22 protein-coding genes are annotated in these 25,454 nt (G+C 67.6%); 8 read left to right on the forward strand and 14 right to left on the reverse strand.

Annotation, left to right across the window (positions count from 1 at the left end):
- Positions 1-4: 4 nt before the first annotated feature.
- The 9 genes from E9536_RS15665 to gbpA all read right to left on the reverse strand — a co-directional run bounded on the left by E9536_RS15665 (position 5) and on the right by gbpA (position 7,829).
- Entirely contained in the window at positions 5-475 is a 471-nt protein-coding gene (locus E9536_RS15665) for a hypothetical protein (RefSeq protein ID WP_060194122.1), read from the reverse strand.
- Positions 472-1,026: a hypothetical protein gene (locus E9536_RS15670; protein ID WP_136470132.1), complete on the reverse strand. Its 555-nt coding sequence runs from the start codon at positions 1,024-1,026 to the stop codon at positions 472-474. Before E9536_RS15670 ends, E9536_RS15665 begins: the two co-directional genes overlap by 4 nt.
- Positions 1,023-1,553, reverse strand: a complete 531-nt coding sequence (locus E9536_RS15675) for a hypothetical protein (protein WP_027790293.1) — start codon at positions 1,551-1,553, stop codon at positions 1,023-1,025. The genes E9536_RS15670 and E9536_RS15675 overlap by 4 nt, the downstream gene beginning before the upstream one ends.
- Complete coding sequence (locus E9536_RS42075; protein WP_247873452.1) at positions 1,550-2,320, reverse strand: hypothetical protein; 771 nt, start codon at positions 2,318-2,320, stop codon at positions 1,550-1,552. The genes E9536_RS15675 and E9536_RS42075 overlap by 4 nt, the downstream gene beginning before the upstream one ends.
- Entirely contained in the window at positions 2,301-3,935 is a 1,635-nt protein-coding gene (locus tag E9536_RS15685) for a GspE/PulE family protein (RefSeq protein ID WP_136470133.1), read from the reverse strand. The genes E9536_RS42075 and E9536_RS15685 overlap by 20 nt, the downstream gene beginning before the upstream one ends.
- A 54-nt stretch (positions 3,936-3,989) precedes the next feature.
- A complete protein-coding gene (locus E9536_RS15690) occupies positions 3,990-5,171 on the reverse strand; it encodes a type II secretion system F family protein (protein ID WP_136470134.1) in 1,182 nt (393 codons plus the stop codon).
- A 2-nt stretch (positions 5,172-5,173) separates the two neighbouring features.
- A complete protein-coding gene (locus E9536_RS15695; RefSeq protein ID WP_027790297.1) occupies positions 5,174-5,683 on the reverse strand; it encodes a lytic transglycosylase domain-containing protein in 510 nt (169 codons plus the stop codon).
- Positions 5,658-6,098 (reverse strand): type II secretion system major pseudopilin GspG, encoded by a 441-nt coding sequence (gene gspG, locus E9536_RS15700; RefSeq protein ID WP_027790298.1) that lies wholly within the window; start codon positions 6,096-6,098, stop codon positions 5,658-5,660. Before gspG ends, E9536_RS15695 begins: the two co-directional genes overlap by 26 nt.
- A 270-nt stretch (positions 6,099-6,368) precedes the next feature.
- A complete protein-coding gene (gene gbpA, locus E9536_RS15705; protein ID WP_136470135.1) occupies positions 6,369-7,829 on the reverse strand; it encodes an N-acetylglucosamine-binding protein GbpA in 1,461 nt (486 codons plus the stop codon).
- Positions 7,830-8,133: 304 nt separating this feature from the next.
- Between gbpA and E9536_RS15710 the strand changes: the two genes are divergently transcribed.
- Complete coding sequence (locus E9536_RS15710) at positions 8,134-11,037, forward strand: glycosyl hydrolase family 18 protein (protein ID WP_282186914.1); 2,904 nt, start codon at positions 8,134-8,136, stop codon at positions 11,035-11,037.
- 139 nt (positions 11,038-11,176) lie between these two features.
- Here E9536_RS15710 and E9536_RS15715 read toward each other — a convergent pair whose 3' ends face one another.
- Positions 11,177-13,489, reverse strand: coding sequence for an ATP-binding protein (locus E9536_RS15715; protein WP_124918125.1), 2,313 nt, complete (start codon positions 13,487-13,489; stop codon positions 11,177-11,179).
- Between the two features lie 292 nt (positions 13,490-13,781).
- On the opposite strand from E9536_RS15715, the gene E9536_RS15720 reads away from it, so the two are divergent.
- From E9536_RS15720 to E9536_RS15730, 3 genes are all read left to right on the forward strand, one after another.
- Positions 13,782-16,028, forward strand: a complete 2,247-nt coding sequence (locus E9536_RS15720) for a carbohydrate-binding protein (protein ID WP_247873454.1) — start codon at positions 13,782-13,784, stop codon at positions 16,026-16,028.
- A gap of 386 nt (positions 16,029-16,414) precedes the next feature.
- On the forward strand, positions 16,415-18,493 hold the full coding sequence (locus E9536_RS15725; RefSeq protein ID WP_039349522.1) for a carbon starvation CstA family protein: 2,079 nt from the start codon (positions 16,415-16,417) through the stop codon (positions 18,491-18,493).
- Positions 18,494-18,505: 12 nt separating this feature from the next.
- Positions 18,506-18,712: a YbdD/YjiX family protein gene (locus E9536_RS15730; RefSeq protein WP_006480280.1), complete on the forward strand. Its 207-nt coding sequence runs from the start codon at positions 18,506-18,508 to the stop codon at positions 18,710-18,712.
- Positions 18,713-18,829: 117 nt separating this feature from the next.
- Here the strand turns inward: E9536_RS15730 and E9536_RS15735 are convergent, their stop codons facing one another.
- A complete protein-coding gene (locus E9536_RS15735; protein WP_348772155.1) occupies positions 18,830-20,041 on the reverse strand; it encodes an MFS transporter in 1,212 nt (403 codons plus the stop codon).
- Between the two features lie 78 nt (positions 20,042-20,119).
- Here E9536_RS15735 and E9536_RS15740 point away from each other — a divergent pair, with 78 nt between their 5' ends.
- Together E9536_RS15740 and E9536_RS15745 are read left to right on the forward strand one after the other, a co-directional pair.
- Positions 20,120-20,506, forward strand: a complete 387-nt coding sequence (locus tag E9536_RS15740; RefSeq protein WP_088611426.1) for a helix-turn-helix transcriptional regulator — start codon at positions 20,120-20,122, stop codon at positions 20,504-20,506.
- Between the two features lie 203 nt (positions 20,507-20,709).
- A complete protein-coding gene (locus E9536_RS15745; RefSeq protein ID WP_021158676.1) occupies positions 20,710-21,330 on the forward strand; it encodes a hemolysin III family protein in 621 nt (206 codons plus the stop codon).
- 192 nt (positions 21,331-21,522) lie between these two features.
- Here E9536_RS15745 and E9536_RS15750 read toward each other — a convergent pair whose 3' ends face one another.
- The 3 genes from E9536_RS15750 to E9536_RS15760 form a co-directional block, all read right to left on the reverse strand.
- Entirely contained in the window at positions 21,523-22,935 is a 1,413-nt protein-coding gene (locus E9536_RS15750; protein WP_247873455.1) for an MFS transporter, read from the reverse strand.
- Entirely contained in the window at positions 22,932-23,363 is a 432-nt protein-coding gene (locus tag E9536_RS15755) for a nuclear transport factor 2 family protein (RefSeq protein WP_136470138.1), read from the reverse strand. The genes E9536_RS15750 and E9536_RS15755 overlap by 4 nt, the downstream gene beginning before the upstream one ends.
- 127 nt (positions 23,364-23,490) lie before the next feature.
- On the reverse strand, positions 23,491-23,844 hold the full coding sequence (locus E9536_RS15760) for a DOPA 4,5-dioxygenase family protein (RefSeq protein ID WP_027790306.1): 354 nt from the start codon (positions 23,842-23,844) through the stop codon (positions 23,491-23,493).
- A 501-nt stretch (positions 23,845-24,345) separates the two neighbouring features.
- On the opposite strand from E9536_RS15760, the gene E9536_RS15765 reads away from it, so the two are divergent.
- Together E9536_RS15765 and E9536_RS15775 are read left to right on the forward strand one after the other, a co-directional pair.
- Positions 24,346-24,723: a hypothetical protein gene (locus E9536_RS15765; RefSeq protein WP_027790307.1), complete on the forward strand. Its 378-nt coding sequence runs from the start codon at positions 24,346-24,348 to the stop codon at positions 24,721-24,723.
- A gap of 223 nt (positions 24,724-24,946) precedes the next feature.
- Complete coding sequence (locus E9536_RS15775; protein WP_136470140.1) at positions 24,947-25,435, forward strand: hypothetical protein; 489 nt, start codon at positions 24,947-24,949, stop codon at positions 25,433-25,435.
- The last annotated feature ends 19 nt before the right edge of the window (positions 25,436-25,454 follow it).

The following is a 25,454-nucleotide window of genomic DNA, read 5'->3' on the forward strand; positions in this document are numbered from 1 at the left end:
CAATTCAATGGGTCGGCGACGGCGGCGACAGCTCGATGTCCGAGCCGTTTCGGGTCATGACGACCGGACCTGTTTCGCCCAGCGTTTTCAGCCGGTAGCCGTCGGCGATCTCGCCGCCCGGCAATACGGCATCGCGGACGCCGCAGCGGCGCCCGCACAGCAGGAATGTCTTGCCGTCGCCTTCCAGCACGACGATGCGCTGCCCTTGCGTGCGCCATTCGCCGGCAATCTCGAACGGCATCGGCGGCGCGGCGGCGGCGTCGATCGGATCGCTCAGCGCCGGCGGCTCCGCCGCGGGCGGTTCGACAGGGTCGGGCGTGGCGGGGGGCGCGTCTTCCGCGCCGAGCGACACCCAGCTTTGGGCCGGGAACACGTCGACGATGCTCGGCTGGCCGACGGACTCGTGCGCCAGGCTGCCGCCTGAGGCGGCAACGGCCAGCGCCGCCGCGACGCGTATGAAGGTGCGGCGCATCATGCGTCGGGCCCCAGCAGGCTGACCCGCAGATCGACGTTGACGACGGGGCTGTCGATCTTTTCGCGCTCGATCGTGACGCTCTCGATACGCACCATCGGCTGGTCGGCGATTTTCCGCATCGCTTCGCGCAATCCGGCGTAGCTGCCGCTCAGCGCGATGCTGATCGTGAGCCGTCGCAGCTTGCCCTTCACCTCGGCCTCGCGCCGGTAGGTCGCGTGCTTCCGTTCCAGGCCGTTCTGCGACAGGATCTCGAACAGCGAATACGCCTGCTCGCGGCTGCGCAGCTGCTGGACGTCGTGCAGCGTCATGCCGCCGCCGCCGGCCTTCGGGCCGGGCTTGGGCAGCGCGGCCAGATCCTTGGCGAGCGCGCCGCGCGTCGCGTCGAGTCGCGCGCCGCCCGGTTGGATATAAAGCGCGTGCAGGCCGAGCAGGGCGACGACCGCGCCGGCCGCCAGCAGCCCGGGCACGCCGAGCTTGCGGGTCGCGACATAGCGCCCCCAGCGCAACCGCGCAGCAAGCGCCGTTTTGTCGATTGCATTCAGGTGGGTCATGGATGTTCGATGCTCAGGCTGAAGTGAAAAATGGCCTTGCCGTCCTCGGTCTTCATCCGATGCTGGAGCAGGCCGATCATGCGGTCCGGATGGCGGTCGTGCAGGCGGTCGACGAACAGGTAGACGTGCGACAGCTCCGCGGCACCGCCTTCGATGCGCGCCTCGCGGCCCGCCTTGTCCACCGTCAGCGACTTCAGCGCGATCTGTGGGGTCCAGGCGTGCTCGATCCAGTCGATCACCGACAGGCCGGATCCCTTGTCGGTCATCGTCTGTTCGGCCAGCACGCGCTCGATGCGCCGCTGCTCGGGCGTCTTGGCCTTCTCCCGCCGCTGTTCGCGCTCGATGACGCGCTGACGTTGCTCGATGCGCTTCTCGACCTGCTCGACATCGTCACGCAGTGCTTCGACGCGGTTCCATTCGCTGCCGGCGAAGAGCCCGGCAGCCAGCGCGCAGCACAGCGCGATGCCGGCCCACGGCGTCAGGCGCGTGCGCGGCGCGGCGAAGTTCAGTTCCGACAGGCGCTTCATGCCGGATCCTCCGCCGCGACATCCATCGGTTCGGCCGTGCGGCCATCCGCCGGCGCGCACGCCGCGTCGCCATCGGCGAACATCGAACCGTCGAACCGGCAGGCATGCGCGTCGCCGCCGGCCGGCTGCCCGGCGATCAGCGCCGCCGCGGCGAACCAGTCGTCGGGGCGGTCGCCGGCGCGCGGCAACGTGACGATGTCGGCCCATTCGCCCGAACGCCGGAAAATGCACGTCACGACGTGCGGCTGGCGAAGCGCGAAGCGGAAATCGTCGCCGACCAGCCGCGCGGCGTGCGACGCGAGCGACGCCGACAGCGCGTCGCGGAAGCTGGCGAGCCGCCAGCCGGCCGCGCGGCTCGCGTCGACGAGCGCCGCGAGGAGTTCGTCGCAGGCCGCGACCGCAAGGCGCGCGCGGCCGCGCCGTTCGTCCTCGATGAGGATGCGCAACGCGCCGCGCTGCGCGCGCGCGGCGAACAGCATGCGGGCATACGCATCCCACGCGGCGTCCGACACCAGGCCTTCCTGCCAGGGCAGCACCACACCGTGCGACCACGGATGCCCGACGACGACGTGGAGGCGGTTGCGCATCGGCAGGCGCGCTTTCGGCAGGCCGGCGAGCACCTGCACGAGCGCGTCGGCTGGCCGGCCCTCGTGGGCGACGACGGCGAGCGGCGCACCGGTGCGCCGTGCGCGCCGGCTTTCATGCGCCCGGACGTGCAGCGTATCGGCGTCGATCAGCACGGTGACGTCATTCCAGAGCGATTGCACGCTGCACCTCCTGGAATGTCGTCATTCGTGCGCGCACCGCCGCCAACCCCGCATCGCGCATCGACTGGTAGTCGGGGCTTTCCGCGAGTGCGCGCGCGCGCTTCTCGATCGAGCGCTCGAGCAGGGCCGCCTTCAGCGGCGCATCCAGCGCAAGCACTTCGGCAAGCCCGATCCGGCCGTGATAGCCCGTGCCGCGGCACGTGTCGCAGCCGGCGCCGGGCGCCACCTCGCGCCGAAGCACGTCGGGCGGCGCGTCGGCCAGATCCGCGCCGCTCGTCGCCGGAGCGCCGCAGGTCGCGCAGATCCGTCGCACCAGTCGCTGCGATACGACGCCGTTGAGCGCCTCGAGAAAGGTCGACGGTTCCACGCCCATGTAGATGAAGCGGTCGATCACGCTGAATCCGTCGTTCGCGTGCACGGTCGACAGCACGCGGTGGCCGGTGAGTGCCGACTGCACCGCGATCGACGCGGTTTCCTCGTCGCGGATCTCGCCGACCATCACCGTGTCCGGATCGTGCCGCAGGATCGAACGCAGCCCGCGCGCGAAGGTGAGGCCCTTGCGCTCGTTGACCGGAATCTGCAGCACGCCCTTCAGCTCGTATTCGACCGGATCCTCGATCGTGATGATCTTGTCGTCGCCCGTGTTCACCTCCGACAGCACGGCATAAAGCGTCGTCGACTTGCCGCTTCCGGTCGGCCCCGTCACGAGCATGAGCCCGTAGGGGCGATGGGCGAGCGCACGCACGCGGCGGGCGGTCGACGCGTCGAAGCCGAGCACGTCGAGGCTCACGCTGTCGCCGCGTTGCGACTTGTCGAGCACGCGCATCACCGCGTTCTCGCCGTAGGTGCCGGGGATGATGGAGACGCGGAAATCGATTTCGCGCCCCTGCATCACGATCTTGAAGCGGCCGTCCTGCGGCACGCGTTTTTCCGCGATGTCGAGGGCCGCGAGCACCTTGAGCCGCGACATCGTCTGCGTGGCGACTTCGATGCCGGGAATGTGGCGGATCGACTGCAGGACGCCGTCGATCCGGTAGCGGATCGACAGGCCGTCCGCCGCCGATTCGAGGTGAATGTCGCTCGCGCGGCTCTGCAGCGCGTCGTACAGCGTCGAGTTGACCAGCCGGATGATCGGGCTTTCGTCCCGGGCGATGCTGGCGAGCGAAATCGATTCGGTCACGCGCGCGAGCGTGTCGCCCGATGCGTCGATCGTCACGTCGTCCATCGCGCGTTCGTTCGATTCGAGATCGCCGAGCAGGCGCTCGACTTCGCCGGGGGTGCTCATCGCGAGACTGACCGGCCGCGCGCCGACGCGCGCGAGCAGTTCGTCGCGCACGCTGCGCGCGACCGGATCGGCGACGACGATGCACGGTGCACCGTTGCGCTTGATCGGCAGCGCGCGCAGCGCCAGCGCGTCGTGCAGCGGCAACAGGTCGAAATGCGTCGGCGCGGCGCGCAGCGTGTCGGCGTCGATCGGATCGATGCCGAGGCAGGCCGCCACTTCGGCGAGACGCGTCGCGTCGGCGCGCATCAGGTCGTTGACATACTCGGCGAAACCGATGCCGGACGCCTCGCTTTCCGCGTGCCAGCGTTGAATCAGGTGTTGCGTAGTCATCTTGAATTCTCCAGTTGGGGAGCGGGAAGGCGGGCATCTGGCCGGCCGGGACCGCTATCCGACGCTGCCGGCCAATTCGAAGATCGGCATGTACAGCAGCAGAACCACCGCGCCGACCGTTGCGCCGACCGCGAGCATCAGCACCGGTTCGAAAACCTTGCTGATCATTTCGATCGACCGGTCGAGCGCGCCGTCGTGGAATTGCGCGATGTGCTCGCACATTCCGCCCAGGTCGCCGCTCTGTTCGCCGACGCGAAGCAGCCGCTCGGCGACGGAGGTCGTCAGTGCATGGGCCGCGAAGACGGTCGATACCGATCGTCCGGCACGCAACTCGGTCAGCGCGGCCGCGAGGCGCGTCCCGAAATGCGCGGGCAGCACCTTGCCGGACAATTCCAGCGCGTCGATCACGGGCGTGCCGCCCGCGATCAGGAGTCCGACGGTTCGATAGAACCGGGTCAGGGCGAACAGCGCACAAACGTCGCGCACCTTCGGCGCCCGCCACATCAGCCGCTGCGCCGCGCGCTTCGCGGCGGCCGAGCGCACCGCCAGCCCCGCGCCGACGGCCGCCGCGGCGACCGCCATGCCGACCGCCGCGCCGTTCTCGCGCAACAGGGTCGCCCACCAGAGCATCACCTGCGCGGTCGGCGGCAGCGTGGTCAGCGACTCGAACACCACCGCGAAACGCGGAATCACGAAAAAGGCCATAAACAGCAGGATCGCGATGCCGACGCCGATCACGACCGCCGGATAAATCAGCGCGCCGGTGACCCGCTTGCGGATCTGCTCGATCCGCACTTCGTATTGCTGGTAGCGCTTCAGTACGGCGGGCAACTGGCCGCTGTCTTCCGACGACGCGATCGTCGCGACGAGCAGCCCCGGAAAGACGTCGGGCTGTCGCGCAAGCGCCGCGGATAACGGCTGCCCTTGGTACATCACCGACAGGATCCGGTCGATCACCTGCTTCGACGCCTTGCCGGCATCGTTCTTGTCGCGCAGCGCCTCGAGCGCTTCGATCAGCACGAGGCCCGCATCGAGCAGCGTCGACAGTTCCTGGAGGAACAGCGCGAGCGCAAATTTCGGTGCGCGCTTGCGTCTGGCGAGGCGTGCGCGGCGAATGTCGAGCGCGACACCGCCTTGCGCCGCGATCCGGGCCCGCACGTCCGCTTCGCTCGCTGCTTCGATCGTCTGCAGGGCGACCTTGCCGTCGGCAAGCACCCGAACCTGAAACGATTGCATGGCTACCTCCGCCATTCGTCGAGCAACGCCGAGCTGGCGACGCGATTGCTGGTCAGCGTCTGGTACTCGCGCCAGACCTTGGTCGCATACGATTTGCGCACCGGTTCGCGCTTCGCCGACGATCCGGCGTTGTAGGCGCCGACGGCATTCCATGTGTAGCCGTGCCGTTCGATGAAGCCGGCGAGAATCGACGCGCCGGTGTCGATCGACGTACAGGGCTCGTTGATCAGGCGCCCGTGCGTGACGCCTGTCTTGATCAATCGCGGCAGGTGCGAGCTGTTGATCTGCATCAGCCCGATGTCGTAGGTGCCGTTGCGGTTGTAATTGATCGCGCGAGGATTCAGCGACGATTCCACTTTCGCGATCGCGACGAGCAGGAGCGGATCGATACCGTGCCGCTCGCCTGCCTGGGTAAAGCAATCCTTGGCTGCGGCGCCGGACGCGCAGACGGCGATCGCCGCCGCGACGGTCCAGCGACGCAGGCCCTTACATGCCGTAGACGAGGTCCGCATCGTTGCCGCTCCCTCCGACACGACCGTCCCGACCGAGCGACACGATCTCCGCCTCGCCGTCTCGGCCCGGCACGTTCCACTGATAGGCCCGGCCCCAGCCGTCCTTCGGCACGGCCTTCGCGAGATAGGGGCCGTTCCACCCGTCGGTGTTCTGCGGCTGCTTGACCAGCGCATCGAGCCCTTCGTCGGCGCTCGGATAGCGGCCCGTGTCGAGCCTGAACTGCGTGACCGCGTCGCCGAGCGTCTTCATCTGCGATTCGGTCGAGCGGACCTTCGCCTTGTCGACCTGCGAAAAGAGTTTCGGGCCGACATAGCCTGCCAGCAGCGCGATGATCAGCAGCACGACCAGCAATTCGAGCAAGGTGAAGCCACGCTGGCCTCGCTTCTTCGTCCATTTCGGATAGTTCGATTTCACGTTGTATGCCCTCGGTTTAAGTTCCGACGCGATTCGCGGGTCGGAGTGTCGTCGTATTGCGGACGACTGATGAATGGCGCGCTGTGGGGAAGGGGGCTTGTTCGGGCCCGGGCGCCGTTTGATAACGTCATTTTGCAAACGCGATGCAGGCGCCGCAATTTTCATGAAGGATGTCTCAACAAACTTCGAAACACGCCGCGCATGCACCCGTCGAGGACGGGCGAGCCGCACGCCTTTGGCGCGCGGCTCGCGGGATTCATACGGGAATCCTTACTTGCTGCATGCGCCGAGATCCTTCCAGACCTTGCCGGTGTGATCGGCGCCGGTCGTCGCGGGCGAGCCCGGCACGTCGTTCTGGGTCCACCAGCGCGCCTCGTAGGTGCGGCCGTTGTGCTGCACCTTCGCGCCGCCCGTATAGGCCGTGCCCTGCTTCCACGCGGCCTGGCACTGCGCGCCTTCGCCGCCGCCCGTGCCGCCGGTCAGCTTGAACGTGACGGTTTCCTGCTTCAGCGTGCCGCCTTCGATCTGCGACGTCGCCACGGCCGTGTGCGCGCCGGCCTTCGCATTCGCGATGTCGACGCCCAGGTCGCCCTGCATCCGCATCGTTGCCGACTTCGAGCCGACCAGCGAATTGGCCGCGTCGTACACCTTCATCGTGACGCTGGTGTCCTTCGCGTGATTGAACTTCAGGAAGAACTTCGCGGTGGCCTTGCCGTTCTCGATCTTGAATTCCGGGTTGCTCGTGACGCTGAAACCTTCGTCGATGCCCGATTCCGGCTTCTTCTCGACCGTCGTCTCCGTGCGCACGATGCCGCTGCCGCTCTTGGCGAACACGTTGTTCGCGCCCAGCCCCGGCTCGATGCGCCCGTCGCGCTCGATGCCTGCCAGCAGGCTGGCCGACTGCACGCGGTTGATTTCCTTCGCGAGCAGCATCGGCCACATGTTGCGTTCGCCCTGTTCGGCCGTGCCGATCGTGACGGTCGTCTTCATCGACGGTACTTCGCCGCCCGACTTGAACACGCGGTTCATGACCTTGTCGCCGGCCTTCAGGTCGACGGTCGGCGCGATGGTGCCGACGGACGACCAGCTCGGCTTGCCCGGGTCGGTCGGGCCGCCGTCCGCCTTGATGTTGAGGTCGGCCACGTTGTAGAACATGCCGGCCGTGTCGCCGACGTGCCACGTGCTCAGCATCACGTGATGGCCGGTGCGGTCCGACGGAATCGTGCAGTTGTGCGGCCCGATCGCGTCGGCCTTCTGCATGCCGCCGTCGACCGTGCAGAACGGCGTCAGGTCGAACTGGTCGCGCGTCAGCGGCAGGTTCGGGTTCCAGCCCTGCTTCGTCAGGTAGTACTTGAAGTTCTTCGTCACGTGCGGCGCGGTGAACGTCCACTTGAACTGCTGCGCGCCCGGCTTGATGTCGTTGGTTTTCCAGCGGTCGACGGATTGCTCGTTCAGTTCGCTGAACTGCACGACGCCGCCGCTTGCGATCTGTCCGTCGGGCGCACCGGCCTGAGGGAAGCCCTGCTTGCCTTCGACGCTTTGCGGCTCCCATGTGACCGAGCCGCAGTTGAAGTTTTGCGCCGGGCCCTGCTTCGAGCTGCACATCAGGTTGCGCGACGGCGGATCGGAGAGGTAGCCGTGCGCGAACGCATGTTGCGCGAAGAACATGGATGCGCATGCGACCAGCGGCGAAAGTTTGAAGAGCGTTCGGCTCGCGGTGTGTTTGTTCATGGTGTGTAGGAGATGGATCGTATCTGTCGGTACTGCTTTCGAAAGAGCGGTTGATCGAAGCCGGCACGGTGCCCGGCGTTTGCGCGTCGTGCATCGGGTGGGATGCGACACGGGTTGCAGTTTCCGCGAGCGCGGCGGGGACGGGAATCTTCCTGAACGATTCATCAAGAATCCGGCTGCCGGTTTCCGAAAAACCGGCATTTCTTGAGACATCCTTGAGATTGATTGGCGCGGGGCGGCGGGGAAAAAACAATGCAACGGTCGATTCAGACACTCTTTCAATTTCTCAAGGATGACGATCAAATTGCGCCTGAATAAACTCAACCTCAATCCGTCGCGTATCGGCGTTGCATCCGGCCGCACCCAGACGCTTGCATTCGCGACGATCGCCACGGCCAGCGCGCTGTGTTTCGCGAACGCCGCGTTCGCCGCCCCCGGCAAGCCCAGTCTCAAGCAATACGAAATCACGTCGAAGCCGCACGGTTTCGTCGAGATCGATCTGCAGAGAGCGGGCAGCGCGCCCTACAAGGACCTCGTCAAGCTCAACAAGAAGGTCGACGTGCCGCTGCCGTTCGACATCTGGAGCAACGGAACGGCCGTGAAGGCGGTCGCGGTGGTCGACGGCGCGGTCGATGCCGCGTCGGAACTCAAGCTGACGCCCGGCGGCACCCAGAGCGGCACCGTCATCGCCAACGTCAAGACGCCGGGCGTGAAGAAGATGCAGGTCCGGGTGATCGACGCGAACGGCGCGTCGACGGACAGCGCGCCGATCGACGTGGTCGTGTTCGACACGATTCCGGAACTGGCCGATACGCTGCCCGACAACGCGAGCAAGGCGCACAAGCGTTTCAAGAACACGTCCGGCTCGGTGGTCGGCACCTACTTCGCGACGTGGTCGGTCTACGACCGCAAGTTCAACGTCGACAACGTGCCGGTCGAGAACCTCACGCACATGCTGTATGGCTTCGTGCCGATCTGCGGCGGAGCGAACATCAACGCGTCGCTCGCGCGCGACGTGCCGAATTCGTTCCGCGCACTGCAGCAGACGTGCGCGGGGCTGCCCGACTTCAGCGTGGCGATCCACGATACGTGGGGCGAGATGGGCATGACGCTGCCCGGACAGACCGCGAACTCGAAGCTCAAGGGCGTGCTTGGCCAGATGATGGCCGCGAAGAAACGCAATCCCGACCTCAAGATCCTGCCGTCGATCGGCGGCTGGACGCTGTCCGATCCGTTCTTCCAGCTGCACGACCCGGCCAAGCGCAAGGTGTTCGTCGATTCGACCGAGCAGTTGCTGCGCACCTGGAAGTTCTTCGACGGCGTCGACATCGACTGGGAATTCCCGGGCGGCAAGGGCGCGAACGGCGCGATCGGCAATCCGCAGACGGACGGCGCGCTGTATGTGACGCTGATGAAGGAACTGCGGCAGATGCTCGACCGCGTGTCGGCGGACACCGGCAAGACCTACGAGCTGACGTCGGCGATCGGCGCGGGCAAGGACAAGATCGACGTGGTGAACTACAAGGAAGCCACGAAGTACATGGACTACATCTTCGACATGACGTACGACTACTACGGTGCGTTCAGCCTGACGGAGCTGGGTCACCAGACGGCACTGCACGCGCCCGCATGGCGACCGGACACCAAGTACACGACCGACAACTCGATCAAGGCGCTGCTTGCGCAGGGCGTCGATCCGAAGAAGCTCGTCGTCGGCGCGGCGGCATACGCCCGCGGCTGGAACGGCGTATCGGGCTATACCGACGGCAATCCGTTCACCGGCACCGCGAAGGGGCCGCACAAGGGGCAGTGGGAAGCCGGCATTCTCGACTACAAGAAGCTCAAGGCGGAGATGATCGGCCCGAACAACGCGGGCATCAACGGCTACGAGTACCACTACGACCAGACGGCCGAGGCGCCGTACGTGTTCAACAAGAGCACCGGCGAACTCCTCACGTTCGACGATCCGCGCTCGGTGAACGCCAAGGGCGACTACGTGCGCAAGCAGCAGCTCGGCGGCATGTTCTCGTGGGAAATCGACGCGGACAACGGCGACATCCTGAACGCGATGCACGAAGGTCTCGGCCACGGCGACGGCGGAAGCGGCGTGGAGAATCGTCCGCCGATCGCGAACGCGGGGACGGCCATGACGGTCACCGGGCCGCAGACGGTGACGCTCGACGCGTCGAAGTCGCGCGATCCCGACGGCGACAAGCTGACCTTCAAGTGGGAACAGATCGGCGGCGATCCGCTGAAGATCGGCAGTCCGGACAGTGCGAAGGCGACGGTCGACGTGCCGGCGGTCAAGCAGGACACCCGCTACACGTTCCGCGTGACGGTGACCGACCCGGCCGGGCTGAAGAGTGCCGCGCAGGTCGTCGTGACCGCGCAGGCCGAAGCGTCGGTCGAGCCGCCGCCGGCCGAAAACCGTCCGCCGGTCGCGCGACTCAGCGGCCCGGCGCAGGCGGAAGGCGGTCAGGCCGTGGCCCTGTCGGCCGAGAAATCGACCGATCCGGACGGCGACAAACTGACGTTCCAGTGGACGGCTCCGTCCGGCATCGACGTGCAGCCTTCCGGCGCGACGCTGCGCTTCACCGCGCCGAAGCTTGCGAAGGACCAGTCGTTCACGTTCTCGGTCAAGGTCGGCGACGGCAAGCTGTCGTCCACCGCTCAGCACACGGTACTCGTGAAGGCGACGGAGACGGGCGGCGGCAATGGGGGCGGCGGCAACGGTGGTGGCGGCAACGGCGGCGGTGGCGAAGGCGGCCAGTACCCGGCCTACAAGGCCGGGACGCAGTACAAGGCCGGCGACGTCGTGTCGAACCTGGGCAAGCTGTACCAGTGCAAGCCGTTCCCGTACAGCGGCTGGTGCTCGGGTGCGCCGGCGGCCTACGAACCGGGCAAGGGCTTCGCGTGGAGCGATGCGTGGACGATCTTCGGCAACGGTGAAGGCGGCGGTAACGGCGGCAATGGCGGCAATGGCGGCAACGGCGGCAACGGCGGCAACGGCGGCGGCGAAAGCGGCGGCAACCATCCGCAGTACAAGGAAGGCACCAAGTACGGCGCCGGCGACATCGTGTCGAACAACGGCAAGCTGTACCGTTGCAAGCCGTTCCCGTACACCAACTGGTGCTCGATGGCTGCCTGGGCCTACGAGCCCGGCAAGGGCACCGCGTGGGATCAGGCCTGGGAGGAACACAAGGACTGACGCCCGCTCCCCGGTTACGCCGGCCCGCGCTGCATGCCCGGGCCGGCGTCGAACCCGTATCCTCGAACCGGCATCGACCGATGCCGGCCCGGCCCTCGCCTCGTGCGGGGGTTTTTTGTTTCCGGCGGCCGCCGGGCCGCTATGCGGCGTCGTCCGTGCCCGCGCGGGTCATCGGCAAGTGCACGGTGAAGCGGCTGCCTTGCCGTGGCGCGGACGTCACGTCGATCGATCCGCCGTGGCGCTCGACGACCGTCTTGACGAACGGCAGCCCGAGCCCGACGCCGCCGCTTGCATCGCGATACGTGCCGTCCACCTGGAAGAACGGCTCGAACAGCCGCGGCATCGCCTCGGCCGGGATGCCGATGCCGTTGTCCGCCACTGCGATGGAGACGTGGCGCTCGTCGGAGGTGATCCATACGTCGACGACCGTGCCTTCGTCCGAATACTTGATCGCGTTGTCGAGCAGGTTGGTCAGCGCGCGGAGCAGCATGTCGCGATTGCCGAGCACGAACGCTTCGTCGCCGTCTTCATGCGGCCCGTCGACGCGAATCCGCTTCGCGCCCGCACTGTGCCAGACCTGATCGACCGCTTCCATCGCCAGGTCGCTCGCGGACACCGGTATGTAGGCGCCCTGGTCGAGATGCTCCGCGCGCGAGAGCTGGGTGAAATCCTGCGCGACGCGCAGGCTGTAGTCGACGAGCTTGTGCAGGTCCGCGAGGAAATCGGGATCGGTCGAACCGTCGGCGGCGCTGTGCTGCTCGAGCAGCGACAGCACGGTCGAGAGCGGATTGCGAAGATCGTGCGCCATGTGGCGCAGTGTCATGCGGTCGCTTTCGACCGCCGCCGTGATGTTGTGGATGTCGACGAGGCAGATCATGCTGGCCGTGGAGCGATGACGATCGCCGTCGCCGAACGGCGTCACCATCATCATGTGCGTGCGCGCGTTCAGCGTGAGTTCGGCCGAGTGGATCCGCCCGGTTTTCTTCGCGGCGAGGATTTTGTCGTAGGCGATGCCGATCACCTGCCGGGCGGCCGCATCGCTGTCGACGTCGATCGATTTCAGCATCGCGTTGCCGCGTTCGTTGCACATCAGCAGGCTGCCGTCCTGTTCGACGAAGATGGGATAAGGCAGCGTATGGATCACGTCGACGTAGGTCGACTGCCATTCGCGGATGCGCGACATCGCCTGCGCGACGTCGTCGTCCGTCGGCGCCGCATCGTCGGCGTCGCCCGTTTGCGCAAGGCCCGCGAACGTGTGCCGGCCCGCCAGCCCGCGCAACCCGCGGTATTCCTTCATCAGCGCGGCGCGCAGGCTGCCTGCGCGCCGCCAGCCGCAGACGGCGAAGATCGTCACGCACACGGCAAGCGACGGCCCGACCGGTGTCCAGTATGCACCGTACACGAGCAGCGCCGTTTCGCCGGCGACGTAGGCAGCCAGCCACGCCAGCGCGAATCCGTACATGCGTCGGCCCGGCACGAGCAAGCAGATCAGCAGCATGCCGATCGCGACCGCCATGCTGACGACCAGCTGGATCCCGGCCGGCACGCGCCGCATCAGGTGCCCGTCGAGCAACGCTTCGGTGGCGAGCGCATCGACCTCGACACGCTTCACCCTTCCGCCGCTTCTCGTCGACAGATAGAACACGCCCGTCATCTCGGACATCCCGTCGCCGATGAACACGATGCGGTCGCGCCATGCCGACGCGGGCACGCGGCCCTTCAGCACGTCGACGAACGAGTAGCTCGCGAGGTCGAAGCGCAACGGAAGGCCCAGCAGGATCGTGCCGTCTTCGACTCTTCCCATCCGGGTGACATGCGGCTGCACGTGGCGACGCACGTCGCTGTCCGGCAGCGGCACGTTGGCGACGCGGATCGCCTGCAGGCCGACATGGGGAATTTCGTCGCCGCTGCTGCTTTTGACATAGGGCACGATGCCCTGCACCAGATGGTCGCTGCCCAGCACGATGCTGCGCTGGCCGATCGCCGCGGCCGCCTCCCGCAGCGACCGCGCCGGCAGGATCACGGTATCGGCCCGGTCGTGAACCGGCGACATCTGGGCGGGCAAGACCACGCGGCCGTGCCTCGCGATCGCGGCCGCCAGCACCCCGTCGTCCTGCGCCGGCGAGATCATCGTCATGTCGAGGACGACGCTCGACGCGCCGGCGACGCGATCCAGCACCCCCGCATAGGCCGTGCGCGTGTAGCTCCCGCTGCCGCCCAGTTCGGCGAGCGTCTTCTTGTCGACCATGATCACCGCGACCTTGTCGCGCGGCCCGCGATCGATGCCGGATGAAACGGCGTGCCAGTAGAGTCGATCCACGGGCGAGAGAAGCGTCTCGACGGCGGCAGTGCAGCTCAGTGCCGCAAGCGCGGCGACGCCGGTCAGCAGCAGCCATGTGGACGGGCGTGCCGACGCTGCGATTCCCGGAACCTGGCGGAGCCTGTCGAGCATAGGGCGGCGTTTCCTCGAACAAGATGTTGTTGGATGTCGACCGGGATGCTGCAGCGCCGGGCGCCCCGGGCAAACGATGCTTGCCGGTTCGCGCCATGCGGGTTTTCCCGTCGGGAGAGTCTAGCGTTGTTTGCGCCGTTCGGGAGCAGGCGGCGGGGCGAAATCGCTCCGGAACGAAACCGGCGGCGCCGGGCGGCGCGTTGAGAATGGGTTGAGGATGTTTGAGCGGGGAGCGGGGCGTCGCAACAATGCGGATTCCTTTCCATTCGCGCCGTTTGCGCCTTGCCATTCCATGATCGTGAAGAACCTCAGCCATGCCTTCGCACTGACCGCGCTGTCCGCGGCCGTCGCGGCCATCCTGGTACCGTCCGGCGCATCCGCCGCTCCCGCGTACGCGCCGATCAAGCACTACCAGGACGGTGTCGAGCAATGCCTCGCGTGGCAGCCGGGCAGCGCCGATCCCGTCGTCGCGGCCTGCGACGGCACCGCCGCGCAGGACTGGGCGTTCGTGCCGGGCGCGGGGTATTACCAGATCCGCAATGCCGGGGCCACGCAGGCACGCGGCCAGGACATGTGCCTGCGCACCCGGGCCGGCAATACCGGCATGGGCGGCGTGTCGATCGACGCGTGCGCCGGCGGCGACGCGAAGATGTCCCAGTGGCGCTTCGAGACGGGGCCGGCCGGCCGTCTTGGCATGCTGAACGCGCACCGGATCTCGACGGGGCGAGACGAAGTGCTCGCGATCCGGGCCGGGAGCCAGGGCGTCGCGATGCAGTTCGCCCGCGGCGAGGCATCGGCGGCGTGGGTGTCGGCGGCGACGTTTGCGCCGCCGCAGCGCCCGCTGGTGGGCAACAAGACGGCGCTGGCATTGACCGCGCACTTCGGCAACGCCGCGGCGAACGATCCCGGGATCATCCGCAAGGCCGTGTTCGGCGACGGCGACGACTATTCGTCGCTGCGCCGCTATATCGAAGTGGCGTCCCACGGCAAGGCCACGCTGGGCGGGACCGTGCTCGGCGACGTCGACCTGGGCGCCCGCCCGGCGACCTGCAGCTCGGGTGCGTTGCTCGACTCGGCCCGCAAGGCCGCGCTGGCGCAGGGTACCGATCCGGCGCGATTCGACTACCTGCTCGTCGATTTCTCGAAGCTCGGCAGCTGCGGCTGGGCGGGGCTGGCGGCACAGCCGGGCAACTGGATCCTGTCGAACGGCAATGGCCACGGATACTGGATGTGGACACACGAATTCGGTCATTCGCTCGGCGCGTCCCACCCCGATTCGCTGATCGACTGCCCGACCGTCGGCGGCACGGTGCAGGTGGGTGCCGCGTGCCGCACGGGCAAGGTCGACGATCCGTCCGACACCGTCGGCGGCGGCGGCCGTCGCCTTTATCCCGGCAGCTACCAGCTGTTCTCCGGCTGGCTCGATCAAGCCCAGGTGCCGGAAATTCGCGAGTCCGGCACCTACAGGCTGATGCCGCTGTTCGGCGACCAGGCGGGTGCGAAAGGCTATCGCATCGCGCGCAGCGACGGCACGCAGCTGTGGCTCGAATTCCGGCAGCCGCTGCGCGGTTTCGACGACTGGAAGGCGGACGATCCGTTCGTCAACGGCGTGATCGTGAGGACCGTCCGGTATCAGGGCAGCTCGCTGAAGAATACGCTGGTGGATACGACGCCCGGCAGCGCCGGCGGCATGAAGGATGCCCCGCTGATGCCGGGTCACGCGCTGCACGACACGCTGTCCGGCAAGATCGTCACGGTGAACTCGGTCGGGCCGGACGGCGCCGTGGTCACCGTGAAGAACGACGGCGTGCTGCTGCCGGAGGCCGCCATCACGGGGCCCGCGCAAGCCGATGCGAACACAACGGTCACGTTGTCCGGCGACGCATCGGTCGGCGATCGCCTGCGATACCGGTGGAGCGCGCCGGCCGGCGTCGCGCTGGAGCAGAACGGCAGCCGTGCGAGCGTGGTCGTCCCGCCGGCCGACCGGGATCGCGAGTACGCGTTCGGGCTGACCGTGATCAACGGCAACGGGTATGCGGCCGGCACGACGCACGTGCTCAAGGTGAAGGCGCAGGAGGCGATTGCGCCGCCGGGCGCGTCGATCGCCGGTCCGACACGGGCCGTGGGCGGCGAACGCGTCACGTTGTCGAGCGCGCAATCGACCGGGAAGGGCCTGTCGTACGCGTGGACGAGCCCGCCCGGCGTGCAGCTCAGCCAGCAGGGGGCGACGGCGAGCTTCGTCGCGCCAAAGGCCGGGAGCGAGCGCGGATATGACTTCCGCGTGACGGTGACCGATGCGCTGAACCGCCAGTCCGTGGCCACGCACCGTGTGACGGTCCAGGCCGATGCCGGCGAGGCGGTCGAGTCATGGGATCCGAAGCGGACCTACGCCGCCCCTTGCCAGAAGGTCGCTTACGCCGGCAAGCGCTGGATGAACGGCTGGTGGGTGCTGGGCGACGTGCCCGGCCAGGGCGGCGAATGGGGCCCGTGGCGCGAATTCGGGGTGGCCAACATGCATGCGCAGTGCAAGGTCAAATGATCGAGGGCGCGCGCCGGACGGGCGGCGAAGCACCCGTCTGGTCGCCGCGCGCGATGGCCGGAATACCGGCATCGGCACGGTGGCGCGCCTGCTCGCGGCACCGTTGCGCACGGCGAGGTGCCGGTTTCCTCGCCCTTGGGCAGCAAACCGGGCGCAGCGATCAATGCCTGCCGCAGTCCCACGCACGGTTCGGCCGGAACGCAGTTCTACGTAATTCTACGTAGCTCCGCGTACGTAGTTAACCGCTTGTAAGCCTCCCCGGTCACACGGAATACTACGGCCCATCGCCGCGGCCTTTGCGAGACCGCGGCACGACGCATCGACGTCACGCGGGTTCGGCGCCTCGCCGCATCCACTCAAAAACACATTGGAGACCAGGAGACGCCATGAATCGGGCTTCCAGTACCCTGCTCTGGATTGCGGTCGCGCTGCTCGGCGCGTTCGCGTTCGGCACGATCGCACTCGCACACGGCGAGCGCGTCAGTGCCCTCTGGATCGTGATCGCCGCAGTCTGCGTGTATCTGATCGCGTATCGCTTCTACAGCCGTTTCATCGCCAGCAAGGTCATGCAGCTCGACGGGCTGCGGATGACGCCGGCCGTCAAGTACAACGACGGCCTCGACTACGTGCCGACCAACAAGTACGTGCTGTTCGGCCATCACTTCGCCGCGATCGCCGGCGCCGGCCCGCTCGTCGGGCCCGTGCTCGCCGCGCAGATGGGCTACACGCCCGGCATGCTGTGGATCCTGGCCGGCGTGGTGTTCGCCGGCGCGGTGCAGGACTTCATCGTGCTGTTCATCTCGACGCGCCGCGACGGCCGTTCGCTCGGCGATCTCGTCAAGATGGAGCTCGGCACGGTGCCCGGCGTGATCGCGCTGTTCGGCGCGTTCCTGATCATGGTGATCATCCTCGCGGTGCTCGCGCTGATCGTCGTGAAGGCGCTGACCAATTCGCCGTGGGGCACGTTCACCGTCGCCGCGACGATTCCGATCGCGCTGTTCATGGGCGTCTACACGCGCTACATCCGTCCGGGCCGCATCGGCGAAGTGTCGATCATCGGCTTCGTGCTGCTGATGGCGTCGATCGCGTTCGGCCAGCACGTGCACGATTCGCCGACGCTCGCCGCGTGGTTCACGTTCACCGGCACGCAGCTCACGTGGATCCTGATCGGCTACGGCTTCGTCGCATCGGTGCTGCCGGTGTGGCTGCTGCTCGCGCCGCGCGACTACCTGTCGACGTTCCTGAAGATCGGCACGATCCTCGGCCTCGCGATCGGCATCCTCGTCGTCGCGCCGGAACTGAAGATGCCCGCGCTGACGAAGTTCGTCGACGGCACGGGCCCGGTGTGGTCGGGCAACCTGTTCCCGTTCCTGTTCATCACGATCGCGTGCGGCGCCGTGTCGGGCTTCCATGCGCTGATCTCGTCGGGCACGACGCCGAAGCTGATCGACAACGAAACCAACGCGCGCTTCATCGGTTACGGCGCGATGCTGATGGAATCGTTCGTCGCGATCATGGCGCTGGTTGCCGCGTGCGTGATCGAGCCGGGCATCTACTTCGCGATGAACGCACCGGCGGCCGTGCTCGGCTCGACGCCGGAAGCGGTGGCCAACACGGTCACGCAGTGGGGCTTCGTGCTGACGCCGGACATGCTGACGCAGACCGCGAAGGCCGTCGGCGAAACGACGATCATCGCGCGCGCGGGCGGCGCGCCGACGCTGGCCGTCGGCATGGCGCACATCCTGCACCAGGTGATCGGCGGCGAAGCGATGATGGCGTTCTGGTATCACTTCGCGATCCTGTTCGAGGCGCTGTTCATCCTGACGGCCGTCGACGCCGGCACGCGCGCGGGCCGCTTCATGCTGCAGGACCTGCTCGGCACGTTCCACCCGGCGCTCAAGCGCACCGAGTCGCTGCCCGCGAACCTGGTCGCCACCGCGCTGTGCGTGGCCGCGTGGGGCTACTTCCTGTACCAGGGCGTGGTCGATCCGCTCGGCGGCATCAACACGCTTTGGCCGCTGTTCGGCATCTCGAACCAGATGCTGGCCGCGATCGCGCTGGTGCTCGGCACCGTCGTGCTGTTCAAGATGAAGCGCGAGCGCTATGCGTGGGTGACGATCGTGCCGACTGCGTGGTTGCTGATCTGCACGCTGACCGCCGGCTGGCAGAAGATTTTCGACGCGAACCCGAAGGTCAGCTTCCTCGCGCACGCCGCGAAGCTGCAGGCCGCGGTGGACGAAGGCAAGGTGCTCGCGCCGGCGAAGTCGATCGCGCAGATGAAGCGGATCATCTTCAACGACTACATCGATGCGGCGCTGGCCGGGCTGTTCATCTTCGTCGTCGTGGCGATCGCGGTGTACGGCGTGATCGCCGTGCTGCGCGCGCGCCGCGAGTCGAAGCCGACCGTGCGCGAGACGCCGTACGAAGCGATGCCGGCCGCGCAGGCGCTCGGCAGCGGACGTTAAGGGGAGGCCGCGATGTTCAGCGATCTTGGCAGCGACCTGCGCAGCGCGGGGCGTTACCTCGGGCAGGCGTTGCGGCTGATGGTCGGCCTGCCCGACTACGACACCTACGTCGCGCACATGCGCGAGACCCATCCGGACCGCGAGCCGATGACGTACGAGGAATTCTTCCGCGAGCGTCAGAATGCGCGGTACGGGTCGGGGGCGGGAAAGTGCTGCTGAGCGGTTGAAACGGCAGGGAAGAACGAAAAAGGCGTCATGGCGTGAGAGCCATGACGCCTTTTTTCATGCCGACGCAAGGCGACCGGCTCGTGCAACGCATGCCGTCGCGTGCGGCCGTCAGTCGTCGTGACGGAGCGCAAGCACCGCGGCGGCCCCCGCGGCGAGCGCGATCAGCGTCAAGGCGACGGCGAAACCGGTCGCGCCTGCCGTGAAGCCGACGCGATCGATCGCGTACCCGGTCATCACGGGCATCAGTCCCGCCGGAAGGTAGCCGCCGATGTTCATGACGGCGTTCGCCTCGGCGCGCCGCGCGTCCGATACGTGCAGGCCGATCAGCGTCAGGCCACCGAGCTGCCCGAGTCCTTGTCCCGCGCCCGCGAAGAGCGCCGCCGCGACGAGGACGGCGGCCGACGACGCATGCACGGCGATGCACAGCATCACCATCGACAGCGTGGTGGCGACCGTGCCGGCAACGAACGTCGTACGGATCGATCCGCGCCGCGCGACGAACTGGACACCGGTAGCGGCGATGAACATCGCGCAGGCCATTCCGCCCGCGAGCAGCGGGCTGCGCACGTGAAGCAGGCGTGCCAGCAACGACGGGCCCAACGCAAGCACGAAGGAGGTCGCGGTGATGCCCGGCCCGAACACGGCGACACCGCCGGCGACATGGCGCCGGTTGTGAACCGGCACGGACGGCAGACGTAGCGGCGGCGCGTCGCCTGGCGCCTGCGCGGGCCGGTTGCGCGGCAGCCGCAGGGCGACGGCCAACGCGCTTAGCAGGATCACGAACTCGACGCCGAACACGAGGGCGACCGGATGCGCGGCGGTTTGCGCGGCAATCCCGGCGAGCAACGGCCCGAGCCCCGCGCCGAGCACCATGGCGACCGACGCGAGCAGCGCGGCCTTGCGCCGCTCGGTGCCCGCGAGATCGATCACCGACGCCATGCCCGCCGACACGATCACGCCGACCGCGATGCCCGTCAGCAAGCGGGCGACCGCGAGCAGGGCGACGGACGACGCGGTCGCGAACAACGCGCACGCGATCAGCGCCGCGGCGAGGCCGGGCAGCAGGACCGGCTTGCGCCCGTAACGGTCCGAAAGCTGGCCGGCGACGAGCAGCGTACCCAGCAGGCCGGCGATGTAGAGCGCGAAGATGACGGTCAGCGTGCCGGACGAGAAACCGAGTGCGCGCTGCCAGGACACGTACAGCGGCGTCGGCGAGTTGGACAGCATGAACACGGCAGTGACCATCCAGGCGGCGTGTGCCATGCGGGGCACGGAACGCGAGCCCGCGGGTCGCGATTGGGGGACGGCGGTGTCGGACATGAACGCACTCCTTGTACGAGTTTTTTCGAACTATAGCTTAGTTCGAAAAAACTCGTACAGAGTGATATGCTTGCCGACATGAAACGCACCCACCCTGAACGGGCGGCCGGCCTCGCGCCGGCGCCTGCGGATTTGCCCGATCCGCTGCCGGAGCCGGACGTCGCCGAGCTGCGGCTCGAAACCATTCTTGGCGCGCTGGCCGATCCGTTGCGACTGACGATCGTGCGGAAACTGATGCTGGAATCCGAGGCTTACGACCATCCTTGCGGCTGGTTCGGCTTCGATCGCCCGAAATCGTCGCTCACCCATCACTTCAAGGCGTTGCGCGACGCGGGCGTGCTGCGCCAGCGTCAATACGGGCTCGAGCGGCGCAGCCGCGTGCGCACGGAAGATCTCGATCTGCGCTTTCCCGGCCTGCTGAAGCTCGTGGCCGAGTGGGCGCCGCCGGCAGACAGCGACGGTTGACGGCGGGTGGAGGGTGGATGGTGGATGAGCCGCCCGGCGGGACGCGCCGGTTCGCCAAGCGGCGGCGAGCGTGACGCGCCGGGCGCGCTGCGCCGCGGAGCCGTCCGAGTGCCGGGTTTGATCTGCCTGCAACCCGGCTTCGTTTCCCGGCCGGTATCATGTGAACCATTCACCCCGATGAACCCGCACAGGAGGAGCCCGTCGTGCACGCCGGTGAGCGTTTCAACAGCATTACCCATCTCGTCGGCGCGGTGCTATCGGTGGCAGGGCTGGTAACACTGGTGACGATGGGCGCGCTCGAAGGCGACGCCTACAAGGTGGTGAGCTTCAGCGTGTACGGCGCGATGCTCTGCGTGCTCTACGCGATCTCGACGCTGTATCACAGCGTGCGTAGCCCGCGCCTGAAAGCCATCCTGCAGAAGTGCGACCACTCGGCGATCTACCTGCTGATTGCCGGCAGCTATACGCCGTTCACGCTGGTCACGCTGCGCGGCCCGTGGGGCTGGTCGCTGTTCGGCGTGAGCTGGGGGCTGGCCGTGTTCGGCATCGTCCAGGAACTGACGCTCGGGCGGCGCACGCGCATGCTGTCGATGATCCTGTACGTGGCGATGGGCTGGCTCGCGCTCGTCGCGGTACGTCCGCTGATTCACGCGCTGCCGCCGGTCGGCACCGCGTGGCTCGTGGCCGGCGGCCTCATCTACAGCGCGGGCATCTACTTCTTCATCAACGACGAACGCATCCGCCACGGGCACGGCATCTGGCATCTGTTCGTGCTGGCCGGCAGCCTGTGCCAGTTCGTCAGTGTCGCGATGTACGTTGCGTGAGCGGAAGGCGGCGCCAGCCGCCGCCGGCGCCGAATCGACCGCTTGCTGATCGGCGATCGCACCGGCACTCGAGGTCGTCGTGTTCGCAACGCGGAAGTCGACGTATCGCGATGAATCCGGGGGCGCGCCCAGGAAGATCCGCCGGCGCGCGGCGCTGTTCGTCGTGACACGCTGTCGCGTCGGGCGAGTGAACTACTCGCCTTCCGCGACACGAATCCCGGCCGTGTGAGCGCCGACTTTCGGCGCTTTGCCTGTCCTTGTCGCGATCCACCACATCGGCATCGCAGACGCGGATATTGCCACGGCAGCCAGCAACGCCACCCGCATCGCCACCTGAAACGGCTGCACGGTCGCGATGCACGCGCCGAAGATCGCGACACCGAGCGCCGACCCGCTCTGCCGCGCCGCGTTCAGCGCGGCCGCCGCCACGCCCGCGCGGCGGCGGTCGACCGTCCCGAGTGCCGGCGACGTCGCGGCCGGCGAGACGAATCCCGATGCAAAGCCGATCGCGAGCATCGGCGCGACGGCGAGCCATGCCGGTGTCGCCGCACCGATGCCCGTCATGCCGAGCGCGCCGGCCGCGTAGAGCGCGAACGCGGCGCACATCGAGCCGCGCGCACCGAAGCGTGCCACGAGCCTGCCCGAGCACAGTCCGCCGAGCGCGACCATCGCCGTCATCGGCAGGAACGCGAGCCCGGTGTCGAGCGGGCTCGCGCCGCGGATCTGCCGATAGAACAGGCTGAGGACGAACAGCAAGCCGTAGAACACGAACGCCGATGCCATCGACACGAACGTCGATCCGGCGAACAGCCGGTTGCGGAAGAACGCGAGCGGCAGCATCGGTTCGCGGCGCCGCGCTTCGATCGCGATGAACGCGATCCACGCGACGGCGCTCGTCGCCGCGCCGCCGACGATCGGCGCCGAGCGCCAGCCGAGCGACGGGCCTTCGATCAGCGTGCCGATCAGCGTGGCGATCGCGACGATGGCCGCGGCCTGGCCGCCCCAGTCGAAATGTCGCGACGCGTCGCCGACGGCGCGCGTGACCGTGCGGGCGAGCCAGATGCCGGCAAGCCCGAGCGGCAGGTTCACGAAGAAGAGGCTGCGCCACCCGGACAGGTGGATCAGCAGGCCGCCGATCAGCGGGCCCGACGCCATCGCGATGCCGCCGCAGCCCATCCACAGGCTGATTGCCGATGCGCGCGCGGCCGGCTCGGGGAACGCGCGGTTGAGCAGCGCGAGCGAGCAGGGCACCAGCATCGCGCTGCCGACGCCTTGCAGCGCCCGGGCGATCGCGAGCGCCGGGAGGCTCGGCGCGATGCCGCATAGCGCGGATGCGGCGACGAAGATCGCGAGCCCCGCGACATAGACGGTGCGATCGCCCAGCCGGTCGCCGAGCGTGCCGCCCGTCATCAGCAGGCTCGCGAACGCGAGCGTGTACGCATTCACGATCCACTGCAGGCCGGCTATGCGGCTGCCGAACGTGTGGGCGATATCGGTGAGCGCGACGTTGACGATGGATGCGTCGAGCAGCACGAGCGTGTAGCTCACGCAGGTCGCGGCGAGCACGCGGCGGGCCGCGGCCCGGTTCGGCGCGGCGGCCGTCATGCGTGGTCGGGTGCCGGCGCGGCGGCCCGCAGCGCGAGAAAGCCGACCCATCCCCAGTACACGCGATGATGCGCGATCAGCCCGTCGCGCAGGTCCATCACTTCGACGAGATCGACCTGATCGCCTTCCGGCGTCGCGCGCGGATATTCCCACGTGAGCTGGCGGCCGTTCGAGAAGAACGACCCGGTGCGGTACCAGCGCCCGAGCCGGTTGCCCGGATTGCGCAGGCCGGCCGCGAAGAACGCGCTGATCGCGGCCTTGCCGTGCAGCACGCCTGAGCCGTGATCGGGCAGCGTGACGACGATCAGCGGCGTTTCGAGCACCGCGTCGTCGGTATACAGCGCCATCAGCGCATCGACGTCGCGTGCGACGACGGCCGCGTGCCAGCCTTCGTAAATGTGCCAGGCATCGGCATCGGGGTGTGTCATGGCGGGTTCCGGAAGTGTCGATAACGGAACCCACTGTATGAGCGCGCCGTCGCGGGACGTTTCACGTCGACCCGAAACGTGGATGCCGCCGCGGCGAAGGCGGCGCTTTCCGGCCGATTTTCGGCCGTTATCCGGCCAGCGCGTCGAGATTCAGCACGTACGACTTCCCGATCCACACTGCGCAGTCGCGATGGTCGCGCAGTTCGTCGCCCGTATTCGGATGCAGGAAGATGTCCAGCGCGCCGTGGTTCAGCACGAGCCACGGCACGATTTCGTCGAAGCGCGTGGTGTCGAACGCGATCTGGTACGACCACGCCGGGTGCGGGCCGACAAGGCGTTCGTGAAAGCGGCCGAGTTCGATGACCGCGCCGAACCGTTCGTCGACGACCTGGCGAAACGCCCACGCGGCGTCGCGGCTGGCCGCATCGAAATAGACGTGCGCATGCCAACTGTGGATGGCGGTGGTGTCGAGGGCAGCCATGGAAGGACTCGATAAAAATGGGAATGCATGAGGTGCCGTGCGAAACGGCCGATGCGTGATTATCGCGCGTCCTTGCTGCGCACGTCGTGTCGCTATCCGGCAATCCGGATGCGATGCTTGTCCTGAATCACGAGAACCGTTTGATCCGGCAAGGCCGCGGTTCGAGATATCCGCGGGTATCCGCACGCGCGATATCACGCCGGAAGCCTTGCCGGAAGGTGCGCCCGCTGCGATCGCATCGGCAACACGTCATTTCGGAAATTGAAAAAGCGCTGTGTGCACGGCTTCGGATCGTCTGAACAAATGCGATCAGGGCATTGAATGAAATAAAGAAATTCCGATTGAGAGGGATTCGCGCATGACGTGGTTCGCGCACCGAATTCCGAAGCCGAAAATATCAATTGCGGAATCGGCTATTCAAGCGGCATGCAGCGCGACATACGATGCTTTCAACGCATCGTCGAACACGATCGATGCGGGGACAACCATCTGGAGGCCACTATGCGATCCCTCGTTCCCGTTGCCGTACTTTCCTGCGCACTCGTTGCGCTGCCCGCCGTCAGCTTTGCGCAGTCGGCCGTTTCCGATGGGGCATCGAATGCCTCGCTGTCGAGCTGGTCGGCGGCGCGTGCCGAAACCAACGCGCAACTGATGCAGATGACGCGCGCAGGCTATCGCGCGACGTCGGCCGGCAACCAGAACTATCCGCTCGCGATGCAGCGTGCGCTCGAACGTGTCCGCAATCCGGTGCCGGACCGGTCGCGCGAAGAGCGGGCCGAGATGGAGGCGCGCGCCGCACGCGACGCGCAGGGCGGCCATCCGGTCAAGGCGTTCTTCGTGAAGACCGCGTACTACCTGAAGGGCGAGAACACGTTCTGATACAGGAGACGAGCATGGCTTGCCCGATCCGATTTGCCTGCGTCGTGCGCGCGTCGGCGCTGCGCCGGCTGGCGGCCGCGCGAGCGTCGCAGCGGCGGGACGATGCGCGCGGCGCGCGAGGTCGCGCGAAACACCGCCGCCTTGCGCACCGTGCTGCCGTTGCGTGCCGTACCGCGTGGCCGGCCGTCGCGACGAGCGATGCGCCCGCAAGCGGGAGCCCGTCATGAAGGGCTCCCGGAAGCACCGCCGCCACGTGCCGCTGACCCGCGAGTGGTTGCTGCCGCTGCCGCCGGTGCATGCACGCGACATCTCGCTGAAATGCCACATGGCGCTCGTCGCGCTGCGCGGCGGGCATGGCAACGAGGCGCTGCTGATGCGGTTGCGCACGAGCGTCTACCTGGTGTTCCTGGCGCTCGACGATGCGGTGTGCGCGGATGCCGACATCGACCTGTGCGTCGACGCGGAGCGTGCGCTCGACGCGGGCGTGGCACGCGCGGCGCAAGGCGGCGCATGGACGCTGCACGACGACGAATGCGCGGTGCTCGAGCAGGTGCTCGCGGCGAACGACACGTGCGTCACGACGCTCACGCGGCGTCGGCTGGCCGAGCTGTGGGAGCACGTCTGCGCGTTCGCGTCGAGCGGCCGGCCGGCGATCGTCGCGGGCGCGGCGGAGAAGATGCGCATGCACGCGGTCGAATCGCTGGCCGCGTAGCGTCTCACCGGTTTCGCCG

This window comes from Burkholderia sp. LS-044, from assembly GCF_004803625.1.
Classification (GTDB): Bacteria; Pseudomonadota; Gammaproteobacteria; order Burkholderiales; family Burkholderiaceae; genus Burkholderia; species Burkholderia cepacia.